The 22042-nt window shown below is 71.0% G+C and carries 22 protein-coding genes and 1 pseudogene; 10 read left to right on the top strand and 13 right to left on the bottom strand.

Annotation, left to right across the window (positions count from 1 at the left end):
• Positions 1-87 precede the first annotated feature (87 nt).
• Positions 88-1113, top strand: a complete 1026-nt coding sequence (locus tag QSK31_RS27455) for a WD40 repeat domain-containing protein (protein ID WP_285687267.1) — start codon at positions 88-90, stop codon at positions 1111-1113.
• Between the two features lie 225 nt (positions 1114-1338).
• On the opposite strand, the gene QSK31_RS27460 is transcribed toward QSK31_RS27455, so the two are convergent.
• Positions 1339-2919, bottom strand: a complete 1581-nt coding sequence (locus tag QSK31_RS27460) for a beta-1,3-glucanase family protein (protein ID WP_285687268.1) — start codon at positions 2917-2919, stop codon at positions 1339-1341.
• Between the two features lie 104 nt (positions 2920-3023).
• On the opposite strand from QSK31_RS27460, the gene QSK31_RS27465 reads away from it, so the two are divergent.
• Positions 3024-3974, top strand: a complete 951-nt coding sequence (locus tag QSK31_RS27465) for an aldo/keto reductase (protein ID WP_285687270.1) — start codon at positions 3024-3026, stop codon at positions 3972-3974.
• Here QSK31_RS27465 and QSK31_RS27470 read toward each other — a convergent pair.
• A complete protein-coding gene (locus QSK31_RS27470; protein ID WP_285687271.1) occupies positions 3971-4819 on the bottom strand; it encodes a menaquinone biosynthetic enzyme MqnA/MqnD family protein in 849 nt (282 codons plus the stop codon). The genes QSK31_RS27465 and QSK31_RS27470 overlap by 4 nt on opposite strands.
• Positions 4820-5012: 193 nt before the next feature.
• Here QSK31_RS27470 and QSK31_RS27475 point away from each other — a divergent pair, with 193 nt between their 5' ends.
• Complete coding sequence (locus QSK31_RS27475; protein ID WP_285687272.1) at positions 5013-7001, top strand: HelD family protein; 1989 nt, start codon at positions 5013-5015, stop codon at positions 6999-7001.
• Here the strand turns inward: QSK31_RS27475 and QSK31_RS27480 are convergent.
• Positions 6998-7126, bottom strand: a complete 129-nt coding sequence (locus tag QSK31_RS27480; RefSeq protein ID WP_285687273.1) for a hypothetical protein — start codon at positions 7124-7126, stop codon at positions 6998-7000. The genes QSK31_RS27475 and QSK31_RS27480 overlap by 4 nt on opposite strands.
• A 46-nt stretch (positions 7127-7172) precedes the next feature.
• On the opposite strand from QSK31_RS27480, the gene QSK31_RS27485 reads away from it, so the two are divergent.
• Genes QSK31_RS27485 through QSK31_RS27505 form a run of 5 tightly spaced genes read left to right on the top strand, consistent with a single transcriptional unit; the run spans position 7173 to position 10541 of the window.
• Complete coding sequence (locus QSK31_RS27485; protein ID WP_285687274.1) at positions 7173-7808, top strand: transporter; 636 nt, start codon at positions 7173-7175, stop codon at positions 7806-7808.
• Positions 7805-8122 carry a winged helix-turn-helix domain-containing protein gene (locus tag QSK31_RS27490; RefSeq protein WP_285687275.1) on the top strand — a complete coding sequence of 106 codons (318 nt, stop codon included), beginning with the start codon at positions 7805-7807 and terminating at the stop codon, positions 8120-8122. The genes QSK31_RS27485 and QSK31_RS27490 overlap by 4 nt, the downstream gene beginning before the upstream one ends.
• Positions 8119-8991: an ABC transporter ATP-binding protein gene (locus QSK31_RS27495; RefSeq protein WP_285687276.1), complete on the top strand. Its 873-nt coding sequence runs from the start codon at positions 8119-8121 to the stop codon at positions 8989-8991. The genes QSK31_RS27490 and QSK31_RS27495 overlap by 4 nt, the downstream gene beginning before the upstream one ends.
• Entirely contained in the window at positions 8988-9728 is a 741-nt protein-coding gene (locus QSK31_RS27500) for an ABC transporter permease (protein ID WP_285687277.1), read from the top strand. The genes QSK31_RS27495 and QSK31_RS27500 overlap by 4 nt, the downstream gene beginning before the upstream one ends.
• Positions 9729-9779: 51 nt before the next feature.
• Positions 9780-10541, top strand: coding sequence for a VOC family protein (locus QSK31_RS27505; protein WP_285687278.1), 762 nt, complete (start codon positions 9780-9782; stop codon positions 10539-10541).
• On the opposite strand, the gene QSK31_RS27510 is transcribed toward QSK31_RS27505, so the two are convergent.
• The 8 genes and pseudogenes from QSK31_RS27510 to mqnE all read right to left on the bottom strand — a co-directional run bounded on the left by QSK31_RS27510 (position 10538) and on the right by mqnE (position 17556).
• Positions 10538-11305, bottom strand: coding sequence for an ABC transporter ATP-binding protein (locus QSK31_RS27510; protein WP_285687336.1), 768 nt, complete (start codon positions 11303-11305; stop codon positions 10538-10540). The two genes, QSK31_RS27505 and QSK31_RS27510, sit on opposite strands and share 4 nt — an antisense overlap.
• A gap of 291 nt (positions 11306-11596) precedes the next feature.
• Positions 11597-12658, bottom strand: coding sequence for a FecCD family ABC transporter permease (locus QSK31_RS27515; RefSeq protein WP_285687279.1), 1062 nt, complete (start codon positions 12656-12658; stop codon positions 11597-11599).
• Positions 12655-13572 carry an ABC transporter substrate-binding protein gene (locus tag QSK31_RS27520; RefSeq protein WP_285687280.1) on the bottom strand — a complete coding sequence of 306 codons (918 nt, stop codon included), beginning with the start codon at positions 13570-13572 and terminating at the stop codon, positions 12655-12657. The genes QSK31_RS27515 and QSK31_RS27520 overlap by 4 nt, the downstream gene beginning before the upstream one ends.
• Before the next feature lie 21 nt (positions 13573-13593).
• The gene (locus QSK31_RS27525) at positions 13594-14148 is read right to left on the bottom strand and encodes a TetR/AcrR family transcriptional regulator (RefSeq protein ID WP_285687281.1); all 555 of its coding nucleotides are present in this window, start codon (positions 14146-14148) and stop codon (positions 13594-13596) included.
• A gap of 62 nt (positions 14149-14210) precedes the next feature.
• Positions 14211-15485, bottom strand: a pseudogene (locus QSK31_RS27530) (M14 family metallopeptidase); the annotation flags it as partial.
• 105 nt (positions 15486-15590) lie between these two features.
• Positions 15591-15920, bottom strand: a complete 330-nt coding sequence (locus tag QSK31_RS27535) for a DUF4229 domain-containing protein (protein ID WP_285687284.1) — start codon at positions 15918-15920, stop codon at positions 15591-15593.
• Between the two features lie 11 nt (positions 15921-15931).
• Positions 15932-16363, bottom strand: coding sequence for a hypothetical protein (locus QSK31_RS27540; protein WP_285687286.1), 432 nt, complete (start codon positions 16361-16363; stop codon positions 15932-15934).
• A 23-nt stretch (positions 16364-16386) separates the two neighbouring features.
• Positions 16387-17556: an aminofutalosine synthase MqnE gene (gene mqnE / locus QSK31_RS27545; RefSeq protein WP_285687287.1), complete on the bottom strand. Its 1170-nt coding sequence runs from the start codon at positions 17554-17556 to the stop codon at positions 16387-16389.
• A gap of 255 nt (positions 17557-17811) precedes the next feature.
• On the opposite strand from mqnE, the gene QSK31_RS27550 reads away from it, so the two are divergent.
• Positions 17812-19392 carry a C40 family peptidase gene (locus QSK31_RS27550; protein WP_285687288.1) on the top strand — a complete coding sequence of 527 codons (1581 nt, stop codon included), beginning with the start codon at positions 17812-17814 and terminating at the stop codon, positions 19390-19392.
• A 639-nt stretch (positions 19393-20031) separates the two neighbouring features.
• Here the strand turns inward: QSK31_RS27550 and QSK31_RS27555 are convergent.
• Complete coding sequence (locus tag QSK31_RS27555) at positions 20032-20373, bottom strand: hypothetical protein (protein WP_285687289.1); 342 nt, start codon at positions 20371-20373, stop codon at positions 20032-20034.
• Positions 20374-20706: 333 nt separating this feature from the next.
• The gene (locus tag QSK31_RS27560) at positions 20707-21273 is read right to left on the bottom strand and encodes a hypothetical protein (RefSeq protein WP_285687290.1); all 567 of its coding nucleotides are present in this window, start codon (positions 21271-21273) and stop codon (positions 20707-20709) included.
• Here QSK31_RS27560 and QSK31_RS27565 point away from each other — a divergent pair.
• Positions 21254-21928 (top strand): hypothetical protein, encoded by a 675-nt coding sequence (locus QSK31_RS27565; protein WP_285687291.1) that lies wholly within the window; start codon positions 21254-21256, stop codon positions 21926-21928. The genes QSK31_RS27560 and QSK31_RS27565 overlap by 20 nt on opposite strands.
• Positions 21929-22042 lie beyond the last annotated feature (114 nt).

The following is a 22042-nucleotide window of genomic DNA, read 5'->3' on the forward strand; positions in this document are numbered from 1 at the left end:
GACTCGCTGGGGAGGATCGCCGCCTCGGCGACCAGGCGCGACAGCGTCCTGTCGGATTTGTTGTTCGATCTCACTAGCCTCCACGGGATGGACAGGCCTGTGGACGAACATCCCTGGAACGCCGCGCAGGCGGAGCACGGCCACACCGGCGATGTGCGGGCGGTGGCCGCGGGGACGAGCGGCGGCCGGCCGGTCTTCGCCTCGGGTGGTGACGACGGAACGATCCGGATCTGGGACGCCGGCACGACGGATTTCGTGCGGGTGATCGAGGCGCACCGCGAACCTGTCCGGGCGGTCGTGTTCGCCGGGCCGGGCGACGACATCCTGGTCAGCGCCGGTGAGAACGGCGGCGTTGAACGCTGGGATCCGGCCACCGGAGAACGGGTCGGGCCGCCGCTGCGCGATGCCGGGCCGCTGGCCGCCGCCCGGCTGGGAGACCGGTGGTTCGTGGCCGCGGCCGGTGCGGACGCACGGCTCCGCGTGTGGGACGTGGTGACCGCGGAGCTCCACGCCGAGGTCGGCGTGCGGCGTGAAGCGACGAGTATCGCCCTGTCCGAGGTGGACGGCCGGCTGGTGGCGCTCGTGATCGGCGGGTTGCGGCCGGACGAGAAGCACTGGGACGACCTGGCGGTCGGAACCCTGTGGGATGTCGCGGGTGGCGTCGAGCTGCGCAAGCCGATCCTGATGCCGGACGAGGGCGACGTCGGCGCGTTCGGGGTGCTGGGCGGCCGGCCGGTCGCGGTGCACGGCATCGACGCCGCGAAGAACGAGCCGGACGGGTGGTGCCGGCCCGAGGAACGAGCCGACCTGGACGTCCGCGATCTGGCGACCGGTGACCTGCTGGCCACGTTCGCCCAGCCCGGCTACGGCTGGAACCGGGCGGTGGCGCTGCTGACCACCCGGTCCGGTCGCTCGCTGGCGTTCTCGGCCGGCGACCACAAGGTGATGGCGTGGGATCCGGCCACCGGCGGCACCGTGGGGCCGCCGCACCTGTGGGAGTTCTACACCGGCGAGGTGTCCCGGCTCGCGGTGACCGAGCTCGACGGCCAGATCGCGATCGCCGCGTGCGTCGACGACCAGGTGTGCATCTGGCGCGCCAAGGATCTGAACTAGGACCGCTGGTCCAGGAACTCGGTGACCATCGGGGCGATCAGGTCGCCGCGGTGGGCGACGCCGATGTCGGTGCTCGGCTGCTCGGCGCGGCGGGTGACGCGTCGGGCGACGACTTCCGCCGCGTCTCTTCGCGGATCGGGAAGGCGCTCGGACAGCGCTTCGACAGCCTGTACGCCGAAGGGCGCGCGCTCCCACTACCGGAAGCGCGCGCCCTGGTTCAGGCGCTTACCCCTTGCGCCACTTCTGGTTGGCGGATCCGGCGCAGTCCCACAGCTGCAGGCGCGCGCCGTTTCCGTTCACCCAGTCCTTGATGTCGATACATCGGTTGGACTGCGGATTGACCAGGTCACCCGAGCCGGAGAGGGTGAACTGCTGCGCCCCGGAGCCGTTGCAGGTGTAGATCTGGATCGCCGCGCCGTTGCCGGTGGCGCCGTCCGCGACGTCCATGCACTTGCCGCCCTGGGTCTTGAGCGCGCCACCCTCGAACGTCCACTTCTGGGCGGCTGAGTTGTTGCAGGTGTACGTCTGCAGCAGCGCCCGGTCGACGAAGTTGCCGCCCGGCACGTCGACGCAGAGGTTGTTCCAGGTGCTGATCACCGGCACCTCGGCGGGCGGCGGGGTGGAGCCACCGGCGCCGAACGGGCTGAGGATCAGGCCGGCCGAGCGCGGGTCGCCGTCGTGGACCAGCGACTCGAACGCGCCGACGTCGTCGAACGGGAACGCGTAGGCCTTGCCGTCGACCATGTTGGCGTGGATCACCCGGGCGTACTGGTTGGCCGGGTTGTTGCGGTAGAAGTCGCCCGCGTTCGTGGTCGGCTGAGTGTCCAGAGTGCCCAGGGTGCCGCGGTTGAGGGCGGCGCAGAGGGTTCGTGAGATCGGCCCGACCACCTGGTCGTTGGGCGCCGGCAGGTCACCGGCACAGCCCCACACGCTGCCCGAGGATGGGCGGTTGAACGACGCCACCTGCTGGCCCGCGCTGTTCGTGAAGTTCATGACGTTGCCCGACGTACGCCCGAAGTACTTGAGGTTGGGCTGGTCCCCGAACGGCACGACGGTCAGAACCTTGCCGGTGTATGCGTTCCACGCCGAGGCGATGTACGAGTCGTAGTAGTTGGCGGCCAGCAGCCCCGCCTCGGCCGCCTTGCCCGGTGCGAGCACCCGCAGCACGGTGCCGTCCGAGCGGGTCATCGCGGTGTTCGCCCAGCCGGACTGCGCCCGGATGCCGTCGATGATCGCGTTGCGGCCGTTGCTGACCACGTCGCCGGTGCGCTTGGTGGCGCCGTTCGCCCCGGTCACGGTGACCGCGTGCGGGATCGCGAACATGTCGACCTGCGAGCTGTTCAGCCACAGCCCGGCGTCGTTGTAGGTGAACTCGGACCAGTCGAACAGGATGTTGCGGTTGGTGTCGCCGCCGGCCCATGGCGCGGGCTGGACGAGCCCGTCCGGGGTGAGGAAGAACTTGAGCTTCTCGCCGAGGGAGAAGTAGACCCGGCCGGAGAACCCGCGCGGGAAGTTGATCGTGCTGGTGCCGCCGTTGCCGGGGCCGCCGATGGCGACGTCGGGTGCGGGCGAGGGCGGATTCTGGCCGCCGGACCAGGCGGTGAACGTGCCGCCCTGGTTGACGTAGCCGAGCCGGCCGCTGGAGAGCTGGACGCCGATCGTGTACAGGTATACGGCTTCGCCGCGGCCGGTGTTGTTGGTGACCGTGACGGGGAGGATGGCCGGGCCGATCGCCTGGGCGGGCGTGGCGACGGCGATGGTGGGGATGACGAGGGATAGGGACAGAAGCAGGTTCCTGAGTTTCAAGAGAGCCTCCAGGGGGACGGGAGAGCGCTCTCACAGACTGAATCTAACTGTAAACAATGTCAATAGAAGATGGCCGATGTATGACGCGACATAGGGTTCAGGGCATGAGCGAGATGAGTTACCGCCGCCTCGGCGCCTCCGGCCTGCTGGTTTCCGTGGTCGGACTGGGCTGCAACAACTTCGGCCGCAAGCTGGACGCCGACCAGACCCGCACGGTCGTGGACGCCGCCATCGACGCCGGGATCACCCTGTTCGACACGGCCGACATCTACGGCACCCCGCACGGCGCCTCCGAGGAGTTCCTCGGCGCCGCGCTCAAGGGGCGACGGGACGAGGTCGTGCTGGCCACCAAGTTCGGCATGAACATGGAAGGGCTCAACGGCAACGATCGGGGCGTACGCGGCTCGCGGTCGTACATCATCCGAGCCGTCGAGTCGTCCCTGCGCCGGCTGGAAACCGACTACCTGGACCTCTACCAGATGCACGAGCCGGACCCGGGCACCCCGATCGACGAGACCCTGGCCGCGCTGGACGACCTGGTCCGCAGCGGCAAGGTGCGCTACCTGGGCAACTCCAACTTCGCCGGCTGGCAGATCGCGGACGCCGACTGGACCGCGCGGGCCGCCGGGCACACCCCGTTCATCAGCGCGCAGAACCAGTACAGCCTGCTCGAACGGGACGTCGAGACCGAGGTCGTGCCCGCCTGCGAGCAGTACGGCCTGGGGCTGCTGCCGTTCTTCCCGCTCAACAGCGGCCTGCTCAGCGGCAAGTACCGGCGCGGCGAGAAACCTGCCGAGGGCACCCGGCTCGCCCAGGACCGCTACCAGCGGTGGATCGACGGCGCCGACTGGGACACCATCGAGGCGCTGACCGCGTTCGGGGCTTCCTTCGACAAGACCCTGCTCGATGTCGCCATCGCCGGTCTGGCCTCGCGCCCGGCCGTGACCAGCGTGATCGCCGGGGCGACAACCCCCGATCAGGTACGCCAGAACGTGGCCGCGGGCAGCTGGGAACTCACCACCGACCAGGTCGCGGCGCTCGACGAGATCCTTTAGAGCTCTGCGAAGACAGGTCCGTCCGGCGGCAGCTCAGGCGCCTCACCCTTGGCTGCCGCCCGGCGGGCGAACTCCCGCAGGCCCGCCACCTGGCGCTCACCCAGCGAGAAGTCCAGCACGCGGAAGTAGTTGGCCAGCGTCGGGGCGTCGAACGGCTCCCACCGGGCGGCCGCCTCGGCCACCGTGTCCAGCTCGTCCAGGCACAGGTCACGGGAGCGCAGGAACGCCTCGTGCACCTCCTTCACCACACCCGGATGCGCCGCGGCGAAGTCCTTGCGCACCGCCCAGACCGCGAACACCATCGGCAGCCCGGTCCAGTCCCGCCACTCCTCGGCCAGGTCGACCACCCGCAGGCCGTCCGGCGCCTCGTACATGGCCCGCAGCGCCGGGTCGCCGATCAGCACACCGGCGTCCGCCTCCATCAGCATCTGCGTCAGGTCGGGCGGGCAGCGGAAGTACTCCGGGGTCGCGTGGTACCGCTCGGCCAGCAGCATCTGCGCCAGCAGCACGCCCGTCCGCGAGGTCGAGCCCAGCGCCACCGGGCGGCCGTCCAGCTCGGCGAGCGGCCGGGTGGTGACCAGGTTGACCGAGAGCACCGGCCCGTCGCTGCCCACCGCGAGGTTCGGCAGGAGCAGCAGGTCCTCGTGGTGGCGCAGGTACTCGACCAGGGAGATCGGGCCGATGTCCAGATCACCGGCGACCAGCGCGGCGTTCAGCCGGTCCGGGGTGTCCTTGCGCAGGTCGACGTCCAGCAGCGCGCCCGAGCGCATCAGACCCCAGTAGATCGGCAGGCAGTTCAGGAACTGGATGTGCCCGACCCGGGGGCGCTGGACGCGATCATTCATGTCGTCGAACGTATCCCGCGGGTTTCACCAGCAAGTAATTCGGTGGCGTATCCCACGTCGAAGCGTAAAGTGACTGGCCGCTCGACGGCCGAGGTGGAAGCACCGAGACGGACGTCCCCGCGCCGGGTTCTGGCGGCCATCCGCCCCCGGACACGCGGAGCGCAGCAGCATGTGAGCGATAGGGAAGATCAGCGTGCCCGCACCTGACCTCGACAGCGAACTCGACGCCGAACGAACCCATCTGTCCGAGTCCCGGGCGGCGCTGCGCCGCATGCGCGGCCGAGCCGAGGCCCTCTTCTCCACCGGCAGCGACGTGGCCGGGGACGCGTACGGCGCCGAAGCCCTCGGCCGGACCCTCTCCCGCCGCGTCATCGAACTCGCCGACCACCCCGACACCCCGCTCTTCTTCGGGCGCCTGAACATCGACGACGCCCGCTACCACGTCGGCCGGCGGCACGTCACCGACGACGCCGGCGAGCCCATGGTCCTGGACTGGCGGGCGCCGATCTCCCGCTCGTTCTACCGGGCCAGCGTGCGCGACCCGCAGGGTGTGGCCGTCCGCCGCCGGTTCGGCTTCGTCCGCGGCGAACTGACCAGCTTCGAGGACGAGCACCTGGACCGCGGCGAGGAGCTCGGCACCAAGAGCCGCATCCTGACCGCCGAGATCGAACGGCCGCGCGTCGGGCCGATGCGCGACATCGTCGCCACCATCCAGCCGGAACAGGACGAACTGGTCCGGGCCGACCTCGAGCACTCAATCTGCGTACAGGGCGCGCCCGGCACCGGAAAGACGGCGGTCGGGCTGCACCGGGCGGCGTACCTGCTCTACCTGCACCGCGAGCGGCTGCGCCGGTCCGGGGTGCTCATCGTCGGCCCGAACACGGCGTTCCTGTCGTACATCTCGGCGGTCCTCCCGGCGCTCGGCGAGATCGAGGTGCAGCAGGCGACCGTCGACGAGCTGATCGCCCGGGCGCCGGTCCGTGCCGTCGACACCCCGGCAGCGGCGCTGGTCAAGCACGATCCGCGGATGGCCGAGGTGCTCGCCAAGGCGCTGTGGGGACGGCTGGCCAAGCCGACCGAGCCGATCATGGTGTCCGACGGGTCGTACCGATGGCGGATCGACGCGGAGCCGCTGCGGCGGATCGTCGACGAGGCCCGGCGGGAGGGACTGCCGTACGCGGTCGGGCGCGACCGGGTCCTGGCCCGCGTGGTCGGGCTGCTCCAACGCCAGTCGGAATACCGGACCGGGAACTCGCCGGGCGAGGGCTGGATGCGCAAGATGGCCCGGGTCGAGCCGGTGCGCTCGTTCCTCGACGCCGCATGGCCGGCGATCACCCCCGCCGAGCTGGTCGTGGGTGTGCTGACCGACCCGGCCGCCGCCGACGGCATCCTGACCGAGGAGGAACGGGAGGCGATCCGCTGGGCCAAGCCGCCACGGTCGGTGAAGGCCGCCCGGTTCAGCACCGCCGACCTGGTGCTGCTGGACGAGGCCGCCGGGCTGCTGGAACGAGAGAGCAGCTTCGGGCACGTGGTCGTCGACGAGGCGCAGGACCTGTCGCCGATGCAGGCCCGGGCCATCGCGCGGCGCAGCGAGCACGGCTCGATCACGCTGCTCGGCGACCTGGCGCAGGGCACGGCGCCGTGGGCCGCCGCCGACTGGCGGGTCACGCTCGGTCACCTCGGCAAGCCGGACGCCGCGGTGGTCCCGCTGACCGTCGGGTTCCGCGTACCCGAAATGATCATTGAATTGGCGAACCGGCTGCTGCCCGCGCTGGGCGTGGACGTCCCGCTCGCCGAGTCGCTGCGCCGCGACGGCGACCTCTCGATCGTGCCGGCCGACGACGTCGACGCGGCCATGCTGGTCGAGGTGACCGGCGCGCTGGAGCACGAGGGGTCGATCGCGGTGATCGCGGCCGACGACACCACCGACCGCCTGCGCAAACACCTGACGGCGGCGGGCATCGAGAGCGCGACCCCGGAGGATGTCGAGACCGAGGCGCGCGTCACGGTCGTGCCGGCCACGGTCGTCAAGGGCCTCGAGTACGACCATGTCATCGTGATCGAGCCCGCCGACATCGTCGCCGCGGAACCGCGTGGCCTGCACCGCCTCTACGTCTGCCTGACCCGGGCGGTGTCCCGCCTCTCGGTGGTGCACGGCCGGCCGCTCCCGCCGCCCCTCTAGAGCAGCCGGGCCCGGATCTCTTCGGCCACTGTGGAGTCCGGCGGCAGGGTGCCGTTCTCGGCCATCAACGCGTGGTACTGCTGCCGCTCGTAGGGCACCCCGGGCGGCAGCGTCGAGCGTCTCAACTTTGTGGCACAAAGTTCTTTGACTTTGCGTGATAAAGTTCTTTGCATGACGACAGAGCACGACGACGACCTGCCGATGGACCCGGCCGAGTCCCTACGCCTCATCGAGCGCGAGCGCGCCGAGGCCGAGCGCAAGCTGACCCCCGACCCGCGCATCTTCCTGTGGCCGTGGGGTTTCGCCTGGCTGATCAGCTTCTCGCTGCTGTTCCTGCGGTTCGGGCCCGGCGGGCGGGTCTTCGTCGACATGCCCGACTGGGTGCCGCTGCTGGTGCTGGCGGCGACGATGATCGCGGCCGGCGCGTTCACCGGGGTGGCCGGCGCCCGCAGCGGGCGGTGGATCTCCGGCCCGTCCAGCCGACAGGGCGCCTTCTACGGCATCACCTGGTCGGTCGCCTTCTTCGGGCTGTCCACGGTGCTCGGCCGGGTCAGCCAGTTCGTGCCCGACAGCGAGATCAACCTGCTCTGGGCCGGGGCGATGGTGGCTCTGACCGGCGCGCTGCACATGGCCGGTGGCGCCATCTACAACGACAAGTCCATCTTCATCCTGGGCGTCTTCATCAGCGCGATCAACGTGGCCGGCGTCTTCGCCGGGCCGGGCTGGCACTCGCTGCTGCTGGCCGTCCTCGGTGGCGGCGGCATGCTGGCCGCGGGCGCCTACGCCAAGGCGAGGTCGCCGCGGTGAGCCAGACCGAGTTGCCCGAGCTCGACCCCGTGATCCACGCCCAGGCGCGGCTGCGGGTGGTGTCGTCGCTGTCGATGCTGCGCGAGGGCGACCGGATCGCGTTCCCCCGGCTCCAGGAGATCTTGAAGATGACCGCCGGGAACCTCTCCGTGCACCTCCGCAAGCTCGAGGACGCCGGCTACGTCGAGGTCACCAAGACCCATCAGGGCCGTACGCCGGCCACCCTCGTCCAGCTGACCCGCCGCGGCCGGCTGGCGTTCGAGGACTACACCGCGGCGCTGAGATCTCTGCTCAACCCCTCGGAGGAGCCATGATGCTCGCCCGCGCGATCAACGTCAGCCGCAGATACGGTGACGTGCTCGCCCTCGACAACCTGTCCCTCGACGTCCCGGCCGGCCAGCTGGTCGGCCTGCTCGGACCCAACGGCGCCGGCAAGAGCACCCTGGTCAACCTCTTCACCGGCCTGCGCCGCCCCAGCTCAGGCACCGTCGAGCTGTGTGGTCGCGACCCGCGCCACGCCGCCGCACGCGCCACGCTCGGGGTGACGCCGCAGGAGACCGGGCTGCCGTCGTCCCTGCGCGTCGGCGAGGTCGTCGACTACACCCGTGCGCACTTTCCCGACCCCCTGAGCCGCGACGAGGTCCTCGCCCGGTTCGACCTGACCGATCTGGTGCGGAGGCAGACCGGAGGGTTGTCCGGCGGGCAGAAACGGCGGCTGGCGGTGGCCCTGGCGTTCGTCGGCCGACCGCGGATCGTGTTCCTCGACGAGCCGACCACCGGGCTCGACGTCGAGGCGCGGCGGTCGCTGTGGGAGGCGGTGCGCGAGTTCCACGCCGACGGCGGCACGGTCGTCCTGACCAGCCACTACCTGGAGGAGGTCGAGGCGCTTGCCCAGCGGGTCGTGGTGATCGGGGGAGGCCGGGTGCTCGCCGACGACACCGTCGACGCGGTACGCGGCCTGGTCGCCATCCGCCGGGTCAGCGTCACGACCGCCGGGGCCGTACCCGAGCTGCCCGGTGTCGTCGGCCGCGAGCTGGACGGCAGGCGTACGCATCTGATGACGCCCGACGCGGACCGCCTGGTCCGCGACCTGGTGGCGAAGGACGTGCCGTTCGCCGACCTCGAAGTCCGACCCACCTCTCTCGAAGAGGCCTTCCTGACGCTGACCGGGAGCACGAGATGACCGCTCTGGCCCTCACCCACGCCAAGTTTCAGCTGCTCGAGACCGTGCGCATCCCGATGGCCCTGATCGGCAGCGCGTTCTTCCCGGCCGCGTCGATGCTGTTCTTCGTGGTGCCGTTCGTCGGCGGCGATCCGGTCTACTCCACCTTCGCCACCGCCTCGATGGTCACGTTCGCGGTGATGACGACCAACCTCTTCCAGTACGGGGCCGGCATCGCCGAGGACCGCGCCCAGCCGTGGGATCCGTTCACCCGGACGCTCCCGGCCGGTCCCGGGCCGCGCTTCCTCGGCCGCATCCTGGCCGGGCTGGCCCTGATGGCGATCTCGCTGATCCCGGTCGTGCTGATCGCCTGGCTGTTCACCGCCGCCACGATCACCTGGGGCGGGGCGCTGGCCGCGCTCGGTGCCCTGGCGTTGTCGGCGCTCCCGTTCACGCTGCTCGGGCTGGCGATCGGCTACTCGCTCCCGGCCAAGGCGGCGATCGTGACCGCGCAGCTGCTGTTCTTCCCGCTGGCGTTCGGCGGCGGACTGATGACCGCACCCGGCGGCGCGCCCGGCTTCGTCGAGGACATCGCGCCGTACCTGCCGACCGGCGGCGCGGCCCGGCTGATGTGGGCAGCGGTCGGCGACTTCCCGTTCGACCTGTCCGCGACCGTCGCGCTGGTCGCCTGGACGGTCGTCTTCGCTGGGCTGGCCGCATGGGCCTATCGCCGCGACGAGGGTCGGCGGTTCAGCTAGAAATTCGACACTTAAGCCCGTCGAAAGGAGGGTCGGTGCGACCATCCGGGCATGACCGCACCGACCTCTGGCCAGCCACTATGGGTAGACCTCGGTACGTCGGACGTCGAGGACGCGACTCGCTTCTACACCGAGCTCTTCGGCTGGACGGCCCACGTCTCGGGCGACGACTACGGCGGCTACACGATCTTCAACCTGGACGGGCGGCCGGCGGCCGGGGCCGGGCCGCTCTTCGGCGAGGGCCAGCCGACGGCGTGGAGCACCTACATCTCCACCGACGATGTGGACGAAACGGCCATCCTGGTCGAGGACGCGGGCGGCAAGGTGCTCGTGCCCCCTTTCGACGTCGGCGTCCAGGGCCGGATGGCGGCCTGCCTCGATCCGGCCGGCGCGCCGTTCTCCGTCTGGCAGGCCGGGACGATGGCCGGCGCCGAGGTGGTCGACGTGCCCGGGTCGCTGACCTGGAGCGAGCTGACCACGCGTGACGTCGAGCGGTCGGTCGCGTTCTACCGGCAGGTCTTCGGCTGGGTGGCGCACGACAGCCAGGTGGCCGGTATGCCCTACCTGACCTGGGAGCTGGACGGCCGGATGATCGGTGGCATGCAGCCCATGGTCGGCGACGGCTGGCCGGACGACCTGGCCGCCCACTGGATGCTGTACTTCGCGGTCCGGCACTGCGACGAGACCGCCGGGCTGGCGCGGGACCTGGGCGGGCACCTCGTGCGGCCGCCGACGAACTTCTCGATGGGCCGCTACGCCGTGATCGAGGACCCGCAGGGCGGCACGTTCTCGATCCTCGAGGGCACGCGCTAGACCTTTTTACGCACGGGCAGCACGATCGGGCCGTGCTCGCCCTCCAGGACCCGCACCCGGGCGCGGTAGTGCTCGGACAGCACAGCCTCGGTCAGCACCTCGCGTGGTGTCCCCGCGACGACCACCCGCCCCCTCGCCAGCATCAGCATGCGGTCGGCGTACTCTCCCGCGATCGACAGATCGTGCATCGTGGACAAGACGGTCAGAGAACGCTCGCCGCGCAGCCGGTCCACCAGGTCGAGGACCTCCTGCTGGTGGCCGATGTCGAGCGCCGCGGTCGGCTCGTCGAGCAGCAGAATCCGGGCGCCCTGGGCCAGCGCCCGCGCCAGGAAGGCCCGCTGCCGCTCGCCGCCGGACAACGTCTCCAGCCGCCGGTCCGCGAAGGTCACCAGGTCCAGCGCCGCCAGCACCTCGTCCACCGCGGCCAGATCGGACGCCGACTCCCTGCCCAGCGGCGCGATGTAGGGCGTCCGCCCCAGCAACACGTAGTCGATCACCCGCATCCCCGGCGGCACCACCGGCGTCTGCGCGACGGTCGCCACGGTCCGCGCCCGCTCCCGCCTGCTCAACGTCCCGACCGGCCGACCACCAAGATCAATTTCGCCGGTGTACGCGACCAGCCCGCCGATGGCCCGCAGCAGGGTCGACTTGCCGGCGCCGTTCGGCCCGATGACCGTGACCCACTCGCCCTCGTCCACAACCAGATCGACGCCGTCGACGACCAGGGCGCCGCCTAGCCGCACACTCACGCCGCGCACCCCGATCACGCCGCTACCTCATTCACGCCGCGCACCCCGATCACGCCGCTACCTCATTCACGCCGCGCACTCCGCTCCCGCCGCGCATCCCGCTCGGGCCGCCGCACGCCTCTCTCGCGCCGCGCGTCCAGCGCGCGCCGCGCACCCCGATCACGCCGGCACCGTCGCGTTCCCGAGAAGCAGATTTCGGGAATTTCCGTTTTGTCCGCGCGTCCGCCGCCTCCCCCACCCCTGAACTGGGTGGGCTGAACGTAGGCCCCGGGTACGACAACTTCGCGCGGCTGTCCACATCGGCCGTCACGGCGCCACCGTGCGGCTCGCCCGCAGCACCAGAATGAAGAACGGCGCCCCGAAAAACGCCGTCACCACCCCGATCGGCACCTCCGCCTCACCCGCCACCGTGCGGGCCACCACATCGGTCAGCGCCAGAAACGCCGCCCCGAACAGAATCGACAGCGGCAGCAACGAGCGGTAGCTGGCCCCGGACAGCAGCCGCAGCGTGTGCGGCACGATGATGCCCACGAACCCGATCAACCCGGACACCGACACCGCCGCCGCCGTGCCCAGTGAGGCCGCCACGAGCAGCAGATACCGGCTGCGCTGCGGGTGCAGGCCGAGCGACGCGGCCTCCTCGTCGCCGACCGTCAGCACGTCCAGTTCGCGTCGCCGGGAGAGCACGATCAAACCCGTGATCACCGCGTACGGGAGGATGAGCAGCACGTCGTGCCAGCCGGCGGTGGCCAGCCGGCCGAGCAGCCAGCTGTAGACCTGCCGCAGCGTTTCCACGTGCTGCTGCATCAGATAGGTCTGTGCCGCCGCCAGGAAGGCGGACACCGCCACCCCGGCCAGGATCAGCGTCGCGGGAGTGCGTTCCCGGCCGCCGGCCGCGCCCAGCGTCCAGGTGAGCGCCACCGCGATGAGGGCGCCGAGGAACGCCGCGGGTGGCACTCCGATGGGCAGGTCGGCGGTGGCGTCACCGCCGTCGGTGGTCCGGGAGGCGATGACCGCGGTGACGCCTAGGCCGGCGCCGGCCGCGACGCCGAGCAGGTGCGGGTCGGCCAGCGGGTTACGGAACACGCCCTGGTAGGCGGCGCCCGCCATGGCCAGCATCGCGCCGACCAGCAGGCCGAGGACCACGCGCGGGAGGCGCAGCTCGGTGATGATCGCGATCTCCCGGTCGCTGAGGCCGCTGTCCAGGCGTACGCCGGGAATGAGGTTGAGAAGCTCGGCCGCGACGCTGCCCGGCGGCAACGTGACCGGCCCGAACGCCACCCCCGCGACCAGCGCGACCGCCACCGCGACCAGGCCGCCGATCAGCCAGCCGAGCCGCAGCCCGGCCGGCCGAGGGGCGGGGGTCACGCCAGCGCGTCCGCGACCGACCGCATCAGGTCGACCACTCGCGGGCCCCACCGGGAGGCGATGTCGTCGTCGAGCGCGACGACCTGCCCGGTCTTGACCGCGGTGATCGACGACCAGCCGGTGCGTGCCTTGATGGTGGCGGCCGACTGCTTGCAGCACTTGGTGTCGGCCAGCAGGATCAGCTCGGGACTGGCCTTGACCAGGGCTTCCTGGGAGAGCTGCGGGTAGCCGCCCTTGCTGCCGTCGGGGTCTGCGGAGTCGGCGACGTTCTGCAGCCCGAGCCTCGCGAGCACCGATCCGACGAAGGTCCTCGAGGTGACCGTGTAGAGGGTCGGGTCCAGCTCGTAGTAGTAGGTGACCGGTTTCGTCCGCTTCGGCACCGATGCGGCGATGGTGTCGATGTCGGTGCGCATCCGGCCGGTCAGCGCGGTCGCCTCGCCGGTGTGCCCGGTGAGTTGTCCGAGCTGCTCGATCTCGGCGTACGCCTGGTCGAGGTCGGTGGCCGACGGCGTGTGGAAGACCGGGATCTTGAGCGCGCCGAGCTGGTCGACGATCTTGTTGAGGTCGTCGGAGAGGACGACCAGGTCGGGGTTCTTCGCGGCGATGGCCTCGGCGTTGGGCTTGAAGCCGGACAGGTCGGTCCGGGGCGCGTCGGCCGGGAAGCTGGACGCCTCGTCGACGGCGGTGACCTGCGGTCCCGCGCCGATCGCGAAGAGCATTTCGGTCGCCGTCGGCGAGAGCGAGACGATCCGCTCGGGCCGTTGGGGCAAGGTCAATTTCCCGACCGTGACCGGGTACGCCGAGCCGGCGCTCGGCGAGGGCGAGTCGGTGGCCGCCTCGTCGCCTCCGGCACAGCCACCCAGCAGCAGGGCGGCCGAGGCCAGCGCCGCGGTGAACAAACGTCGTAGTTGCACAGGTTCCTCCTGTCGAGGAACCTATCTCAGGCTGCTTACACACATGTCGATGAGCTGGTCGTACGACTGCTCGACGTCGACGTCCATGCCGAAGCCGCCGCCCGCCTCGAGGGTGGCGAAGCCGTGGACGGCGGCACGGACCCGGCGGATCGCGTGGGTGGTGGCCTCGTCGTCCAGCCCGTACCCGCGCATCACCGCGACGAACACCTCCATGAACTCCGCCCCGGCCCGGGCCAGCGTGGCCCCTTGCCGCAGGGGGTCGAGCGGAACCAGGTGGTAGCGGGCCGGGTGCTTCAGCACGAACGCCCGCCAGGTCCGCATCAGCGCGATGACCGCCTCGTCGCCGCTGCGGCCCATCACCTCGGCCGCGAAGACCGAGGTCATCTGCCGGGTGATCCGCTCGGCCATCAGCTCGCGCAGGACGGCGAGGCTGCCGACGTGCTTGTACAGCGACGGTGAGGCGACACCGGCCCGGTCCGCGACGGCGGCGAGGCTGAGCGCGTCCAGGCCTTTCTCGTCGATCAGGGCGAGCGCCACGTCGACGACCGCGGCCGGTGTCAGCCCGGCCCTAGGCACTGAAACTACCTGTCATAGCCGCAAAGCTACGACAGGTAGTTTCGTTCTGGCAAGCGCGCTCAGCAGTACGTGGACTGCTTCCCGATCACCTTGTACGGACAGTCCGCCACCTCCGCCAGCAGCAGCGCCGCCGTCCGGTTCCGGCTGGTCTCCCTCGTGATCACGCTGGCCGGCGGGTAGAAGCCGCCGCCCGACGAGGACGTCGGGTACATCTCGAAGGTGTACGCGAAGATCCGGTGCGAGCCCCACAGCCAGTCCAGCAGGTCACCGTCGGTGATGTAGAGGGCGCTGGACTGCTCGGGCGTGTACCGGTTCGTCGCGGCCATCTGCCGGCCCAGCGTCGAGAACGTGCTGTTCTGGTCCGCGTTCATGCCCTCGCCGGTGCTCGCGTTCGTGTACCCGAACGGCCACAACACCAGCTCCGAGTACGTGTGGAAGTCCATCGCCGCCTTGATCTGCTGAACCCCGCCCACCACGCGGCTGTTCACGAAGTCGCGGACCACGCGGGTCTCCGGCGCCGAGAACGCCTGCGTGCCCCGGTAGGTCTCGGAGCCCGCGCTGCCGGAGGAGCCGCCGCAGCAGCCCCACCTGTAGCCGTAGTTCCGGTTCAGGTCGGTGCCGACGTTGCTGGAGCCGCTGTTCGGCTGGCGGTTCTTCCGCCACGAGCGGTAATCGCCGGTCGCCACGTCGTACTCGGAGCCGTCCGGGTTGACGCTCGGGATGATCCACAGCTCCCGGCTGTCCACGACCGCCTTGACCCGGCTGTCCGATGCGTACGAGCTGGTGAACTGGTTGAGCAGGTAGAGGGCCATCTCCACGGTCAGGTGCTCGCGAGCGTGGTGGTTGGCGTCGTACAGGACCTCGGGCTCGTTCTCGTCCGTGCCGACGTTGTCGGAGATCTTCACCGCGACGATCTGCCGGCCCTCGTACGACGTGCCGAGCACCCGCTTGCTCGCGATCGCCGGGTACGCCGCGACCACCCGATTCACCTCGGCGGTCAGCTCCGCGTAGTTGTGGTAGGCCGCGTCCCGGGGCGGAAAGTCCATGGTGGAGGCTTTTTCCAGCGGCTGCGCGGGCAGCTTCTCGACCTTGAAGCCCTGGGACCGCAGCGCCTTGACCTCGGCGGCGGTGGCGGTGATCTCGACCACCGCGTGCTGCACGCCGTCGATCGCGGCGCCGGTGCGGGCGATCTGGCTGCGCGCGGCGGCGGTGCGGACGTCGAACACTTCGTACTGGGTGGACTCGTCGGGACCGGGCCCGGCCTCGGCCGGTCCGGCCGCGAGCAGGGCGATCCCGGTCAGGGCGGCGACCGCCGCCGCGGTGACACGTCGTCTCATGAACGACCTCCGGAGGATGGGGTTTCCGTCACCCCATCACCAGAGATAGATGATTGGCAATATATCGGGGCATGCCGGTTCGCCCCTATCCCGGCGGGATGCCTGCTATTTCTCCAGCTCGGCGTGGTCGTTCTTGGCCGGCTCGGCGTTCTTGGCCGGCTCGGCCGCGCGGTCGCCCTCCGCGGCCGCGGCCTCGTCACCGGCCAGCGCGGCCCGCAGGCGGTCCTTCTCGGCCTTGCGCTTGTCGGCCACCTCGCTGAGGCGCTCGGCCATCTGGTCGCGCCACTTCGCCAGCAGGAAGTACGACGCGATCGCCGACAGCACCAGCGCGATCATGGCCTTGACCAGGATGTTCAGCGGTACCGGGATGAGCAGCACGAGGAACACGAAGAACAACCCGAACCGGCCGAACGTGTACTTGAGAGCGGGACTCACAGCAATCTCCCTCAACCGGCCCGGTGGCTCAGCCACCGCAGGCCGTAGAACCAGACGGCGCTGTAGACGACAGTCAGGGCGAACGCGCCGATCGCGCCGCTGACCAGCGCCGGGAACGGGCCCGCGGCCAGACCGGCCAGAGTCATCCCGGCCGCGATGCCGAAGCCGATGCCGAGCAGACCCACCACGATCCGGGCGCCGCCCCAGCCGACCGCGCGGAACTCCTCGGAGAACAGCCACACCGGCAGGACCAGCGCGATCCAGCCGCTCGCGCCGCCGAAGTCGGAGAGCCGCACCAGCGACAACAGTCCCTCGATCACGACCAGCACGACGAAGCCGGCCAGCAGCCCGGCCAGCGCTGTCCCGATCAGGTCGGGAAAGGAGGCCAGGCGTCCGTCGGCGTCGCGACGGGATCGCCGCTCGCTCTTCGTGGCATCGGTCATGACCAGGAAAGGGTACTCGGCCGTTACGCCCAGATCTTCTGCGGCTCGCTGCGCCTCTCGGCCAGCGACTGCGGCTTCGGGTACTCCCGGACCACCTCGTACCTGGTGTTGCGCTCGACCGGCTGGAAGCCCGCGTCGCCGATCAGGTCGAGCAGGTCCTCGCGGTGCATGGTGTTCGGCGTGCCGTACGAGTCGGCGTCGTGGGTGATCTTGTACTCCACCACCGAGCCGTCCAGGTCGTCGACGCCGAAGTTCAGCGACAACTGGGCCACCGACAGACCGTGCATGACCCAGAAGCACTTGACGTGCGGCACGTTGTCGAACATCAGCCGGGACACCGCGAACGTCTTCAGCGACTCGGCCGGCGCCGCCATCGTGGTCTGCGCCTGGATCCGGTTACGGACGATGCCGTCCTGCGCGTCCACGAAGTCGTGCTGGTACCGAAGCGGGATGAAGACCACGAAACCACCGGTCTCGTCCTGTAGCTCCCGCAGGCGCATGACGTGGTCGACCCGGTGCCGGTGCTCCTCGATGTGGCCGTAGAGCATGGTCGCCGGCGTTTTCATCCCCTTGCTGTGCGCCAGCCGGTGGATGCGCGACCAGTCCTCCCAGTGGCAGTTGTGGTCGACGATGTGCTGGCGGACCTCCCAGTCGAAGATCTCCGCGCCGCCGCCGGTCAGCGACTCCAGACCGGCGTCCATCAGCTCGTCGAGGATCGCGTCGGCGGGCAGCCCGCTGATCTTCTCGAACCACTGCACCTCGGTCGCCGTGAAGCACTTGAGCTTGACGTTGGGCAGCGCTGCCTTCAGCTCGCGCAGTACTTTGGGGTAATAGCGCCAGGGCAGCGTCGGGTGCAGGCCGTTGACGATGTGCAGCTCGGTGAGCTGCTCGTCCTCCATCTCCTTGGCCTTACGGACGGCCTCGTCGATGCGCATCGTGTAGGCCGCCTTCTCCCCCGGCTTGCGCTGGAAGGAGCAGTACGCACAGCTCGCCGAGCAGACGTTGGTGAGGTTGAGGTGCCGGTTGACGTTGAACATCACGCGGTCACCGTTCATGTCGGTGCGCTTGTGATGCGCGAGGCGACCGAGCCACGCGAGGTCGTCCGAGGCGTACAGTGCCTCACCGTCGGCCCTGCTCAGGCGTTCCCCCGAGTAGACCTTGGCCTCCAGCTCACGCTTCAGACCGGCGTCCATTGGTACCTCCCTCTCTGCCCCTTCGTGCGAGCGTACGTCCCTACTCCGGCAGAACCCCGTGGCGGATGATGGACGCGGCGTAGGTCACCCCGTCGGATCGAGGATTCTCAGGTTCCTTTCATCTTCGATCGATCGACAGGCGTATACCTGGTGGGGTATGACCTATATGGGGAATAGCCGGCCGCGGACGGGGAGCTGATGGCAACACAGCGAGGGGCAGTAAGACTTCGACGTGCGCGCCCATGGTGGCGACCGTTGGCGTTCTCCGCTGCCGCGGCTGCCGCGATCGCCGCCCTCTTCCATCCGCTCCCGGCCTCGGCCGCACCGAACGTCCCGCCGCCCCCGGTGGCACCAGCCATCCCGGACGCGGGCTCCCGTCCCACCCCCATCGGCACGCTGCTCATGCCGGGGCAGAAAGCCGCCGGCACGCCGACCACGACCACCCCGGTCAGCTACACCGGCATCCCGCTCAGCCCGATCCTGCGGGAACAGGAGAAAAAGCAGAACGAGATCAACGCGCTCGGTGACCAGCTGATCAAGCTGGGCGAGGAGCGCGACCTCGCGAAGCAGCAGGCGGACACCGCGGCCACCAAGCTGTCCGAGGCGGAGGCGGCGCTTGTCACCGCCCAGCAGGACGCCGTGTCCGCGGCCGCCTCGTCGATGCGCGACCAGGCCGCCCTGCCACCCGGCACGATCGGCTCCGGCCTCGCCGACCTGGACGCGCTCGCCCGCCTGCAGCGCGGCGACAGCGCCTCCGAGGAGGCGGCCGACCGCCAGCTCGCCCTCGTCCAGGACGCGCAGACCGTCGCCTGGGCGCAGCAGACCACGGCGTCGGCCACCTACACCGACCTCTCCCAGCAGTGGAACAAGCTCAACACGACGATCGCGACCAAGACGGCGGCGTTGGACAAGTGGCGCCGCGACCACCGCGACGAGCTGTCCGCCGCCGAGGCCGCGCTCAACGCCGCGGACCAGCGGCTCGGCGCGAACTACACGGACGGCACATCGCAGGGCCGGGGCGCCGACCCGCGGGCCATCGCGGCGCTGACCATCGCGCTCAAGCAGATCGGCGACCCGTACGTGTGGTCGGAGGAGGGCCCGGACGAGTTCGACTGCTCGGGCCTCATGCATTACGCCTACCGCAGCAAGGCGGCCGGCGAGTTCAAGCTCCAGCGGGTGTCCCGCGACCAGTACTGGCAGCTGCGCGACCGGGTGGTCGACCGTTACTCGCTGCTCCCCGGCGACCTGCTCTTCTTCAGCTCGAGCAACAGCTGGACGGGCATCCACCACGTCGCGATGTACGCGGGCGACGGCATGATGGTGGAGGCGCCCCGCACCGGGCTCGACGTGCGGCTCACGCCGGTGCGCTGGAGCCGCTTGTTCGGCGCCACCCGCATCTACGGCTCGCTGGACCACCCGACAAAGGGCCCTGACCTCAACAACCTGCCCAAGCCCGGCAACGACGACGGCACCGACCCGACGAAACCGCCGACGAACGGCGGCTCCAACCCGGGCGGCGGCACGACCAACCCAGGTGGTGGCACTACCAACCCGGGCGGCGGCACCACCAACCCAGGTGGTGGCCCGTCCGAGGAACCGAGCGAGGAGCCTTCCGAGGAGCCGTCGGAGGAGCCGTCGGAGGAGCCGAGCGAGGAGCCTTCGGAGGAACCCAGCGAGGAACCCACCAAGGAGCCGACGCAGGACCCCACCACGAACCCGCCGGCGACCGAAGAGCCGGAGGACGAGGACGAGACCACGCCACCGGCCACCGAGCCGAGCGAGACCAAGTCGACGAAGCCCGAGGAGACCGCCAGCGCGGAGGCCTCGAGCAACTGAGGATGGTCGTTCCCGGAGCGCCTCGGATCCGTCCGGGGCGCTCCGATTGTTTCGCTAATTCCGTCAGACCGGGACTTACCCGGACGTTTGACACGCATTGCTAGCTTGACCGACGCCGGGTGCGGGTACACCTCGCGATGTGGCACGGTTATGAACAGCGCCCGACGCTCCCACCGGTGTCGGCACGCGGCGGTCGGGAGGACCCATGGACGAGCAGCAGGCGCCGGCGGACAGCCACGGCAAGGCGCCGAGAGCTGGGCGGACATCGGCCGATGACGGGGACAACGGGTTCGAGTTGCCGCCCCCGCCCGGGCCGGGCGCCCTCTGGAGCCAGTCCGACGCGCCGAAGCCCGGTACGCCTTCCGACAAACCCGCGGCGTCCGGTTCGACCCCGGGTTCCTTCTCGTCCCGCCCGGTCTCGGTGCCGTCCGCAGGCGCCGACCGCCCGTCGTCCGCGCCGCCCGCCGCCTCGTCATCGAGCGGAAGCTCAGGGCGTGCATCGGTCGGGTCTCCTGACTCCGGCGGCAGCAGCCGGCCGATCTCGGCCATGCCGGGCGCCGGTGCGGCCCGTGCTTCGGTGCCGGGCTCGATGAGCGCCGACCCGGGCTCCGGGACCAGGTCGTCGGGCAGTTCGAAGGTCTACGGCGGTCGCTCCGAGGACCCGGCCACGCCGGAGCCGGACCAGCCCGAACCGGCCGACCCCGGCAAGCCCGACCCCAGCAAGCCCCAGCCCGGCAAGCCGGAGCGGCCCGACCCGGCAGAGCCCCGGCCCGGCAGGCCGGAGCCCGGCAGGCCGGAGCCCGGCAGGCCGGAGCCCGGCAGGCCGGAGCCCGGCAGGCCGGAGCCCGGCAGGCCGGAGCCCGGCAGGCCGGAGCCCGGCAGGCCGGAGCCCGGCAGGCCGGAGCCTGGACAGCCCGACCCGGCCCGGCCTGCTCCGGCGCCGCGGCCCGGTGAGCCGAGCCGGCCGAGCGAGCCGTTCAAGCCCTTCGACCCGCCGCAGCCGGTGTCGCCGGCGCCCAGCCCGATGCCGAGTCCGTTGCCGGGGCCCTACCCGACGCCGCAGCCGGGTCCGTCGCCCGTGCCGCCCGGCCCTGGGCCGTCCCCGACGCCGCCTAGTCCTGGGCCGTCGCCGGTGCCGCCCGGTCCCGGGCCGTCGCCGGTGCCGCCCGGTCCCGGGCCGTCGCCGGTGCCGCCCGGTCCCGGACCCAGCCCGGTGCCGCCCGGACCAGGACCGTCGCCGGTGCCTGGGCCTCCGCAGCCGATCTTCCAGCCGCCGACCATCTCCAGCTCGGGAGCAGGCGGCCCGCTGCCCGCCTATTCCATGCCGCCGGGCAGCCCGTCCGCCCAGTGGGCACCACCGTCGAGCGGAGCGCCCGCGAGCTGGGACAAGCCGTCCAGCGGAGCGCCCGCCAGCTGGGACAAGCCGTCCAGCGGAGCGCCCGCGAGCAGGGACAAGCCGTCCAGCGGACTGCCCGCGAGCAGCCCGCCCTCCAGCGGCGCACCCGCCAGCTGGGACGAGCCCGCCAGCAGCCCACCATTCAGCAGCCCACCCGCCCGCCGCGCGCCCGCCGGCTGGGAGAAGCCGCCCGCGACCAGCCAGGCGTCGAAAGGCGCCCCGGCGAGCTGGGACCAGCCCTCGAGCGGCCCCCCGGCGAGCGGCCCGCCGTCGAACAACCGGCCGGCCAGTGGCGCGCCGGCGAGCTGGGCGCCTCCGTCGAGTGGCGCCCCCGAGGCCAGCAGCCCGCCCAGCTGGAACGCGACGCCGAGCACCCCGCCGTCGAGCTGGAGTGCGCAGCCGCCGCCCGCGGACGCGACCACGCCGTTCCGCGCGGGCACCACCCCGCCCCCGGCGGACGCGACCATGCCGTTCCGCGCGGGCACGGGCACCACCCCGCCCCCGGCGGACGAGACCATGCCGTTCCGGGCCGGGACCGGGACTCCCCAGTCGAACGCCGACGCCACGATGCCGTTCCGGGCGGGGTCCGGGACTCCGCAGTCCAACGCCGACGCCACGATGCCGTTCCGGGCGGGGACGGGCACCAGCTCGCCCGCCGCGGACGAGACCATGCCGTTCCGGGCGGGGACCGGGTTCCCGAACGCGACGCCGCCCTGGAACGTGTCGCCGCCGCCCAGCCAGACGCCGTCGTGGAACGGGCCCTCCTCCGGGGTCGGCGCGTCGGATGCTTCCGGCCGTCCGTTCGGCGGAGTGCCCGCCCAGGTGTCCAGCCCCTTTCACGGGCCAGGTTCGGGTGTGCCCGGACAGCGGATGGACGGCACCGTCTACGGCAACGACTCGCCGGCCGACATGACCATGCCGGTCAACATGAACGCCGTGGAGAACTCCGGTTCGCTGACGGGGCACATCCTCGCGCAGGGCTGGGACCGTGGCGTGGACACCAACCGGCGCAGCAACATGAAGGTCGGCGTCGCGATGCTCGTCGTCCTGCTGGTGATCGTGGGTGTCAGCCTGCTGTTCCTCTTCACCGTCGGCGACGCGTTCAGCGACATGATGAACGGGGTGTTCGGCGGGGAGTGAATTTGCCGCTGCACCACACGACGCCCTAAGCTGGCGCGGTTGCGCCGAAGGTGAGTCTGCCCACTACCGGTGTGGACTATTTCAGCAGCGGAAACGTTGCACCGTACACTGATG

This window comes from Actinoplanes sp. NBRC 103695, from assembly GCF_030269485.1.
In the GTDB taxonomy this organism is placed as follows: domain Bacteria; phylum Actinomycetota; class Actinomycetes; order Mycobacteriales; family Micromonosporaceae; genus Actinoplanes.

Bases quoted from the DNA above. Each gene is read 5' to 3' on its own strand.
- QSK31_RS27495 (WP_285687276.1), top strand. From the start codon at position 8,119: ATGATGCTCGCCCGCGCGATCAACGTCAGCCGCAGATACGGTGACGTG.
- QSK31_RS27565 (WP_285687291.1), top strand. From the start codon at position 21,254: ATGCCGTTCCGCGCGGGCACGGGCACCACCCCGCCCCCGGCGGACGAG.
- QSK31_RS27500 (WP_285687277.1), top strand. From the start codon at position 8,988: ATGACCGCTCTGGCCCTCACCCACGCCAAGTTTCAGCTGCTCGAGACC.
- QSK31_RS27540 (WP_285687286.1), bottom strand. From the start codon at position 16,363: ATGACCGATGCCACGAAGAGCGAGCGGCGATCCCGTCGCGACGCCGAC.
- QSK31_RS27470 (WP_285687271.1), bottom strand. From the start codon at position 4,819: ATGAATGATCGCGTCCAGCGCCCCCGGGTCGGGCACATCCAGTTCCTG.
- QSK31_RS27485 (WP_285687274.1), top strand. From the start codon at position 7,173: ATGACGACAGAGCACGACGACGACCTGCCGATGGACCCGGCCGAGTCC.
- mqnE (WP_285687287.1), bottom strand. From the start codon at position 17,556: ATGGACGCCGGTCTGAAGCGTGAGCTGGAGGCCAAGGTCTACTCGGGG.
- QSK31_RS27505 (WP_285687278.1), top strand. From the start codon at position 9,780: ATGACCGCACCGACCTCTGGCCAGCCACTATGGGTAGACCTCGGTACG.
- QSK31_RS27455 (WP_285687267.1), top strand. From the start codon at position 88: ATGGACAGGCCTGTGGACGAACATCCCTGGAACGCCGCGCAGGCGGAG.
- QSK31_RS27465 (WP_285687270.1), top strand. From the start codon at position 3,024: ATGAGCGAGATGAGTTACCGCCGCCTCGGCGCCTCCGGCCTGCTGGTT.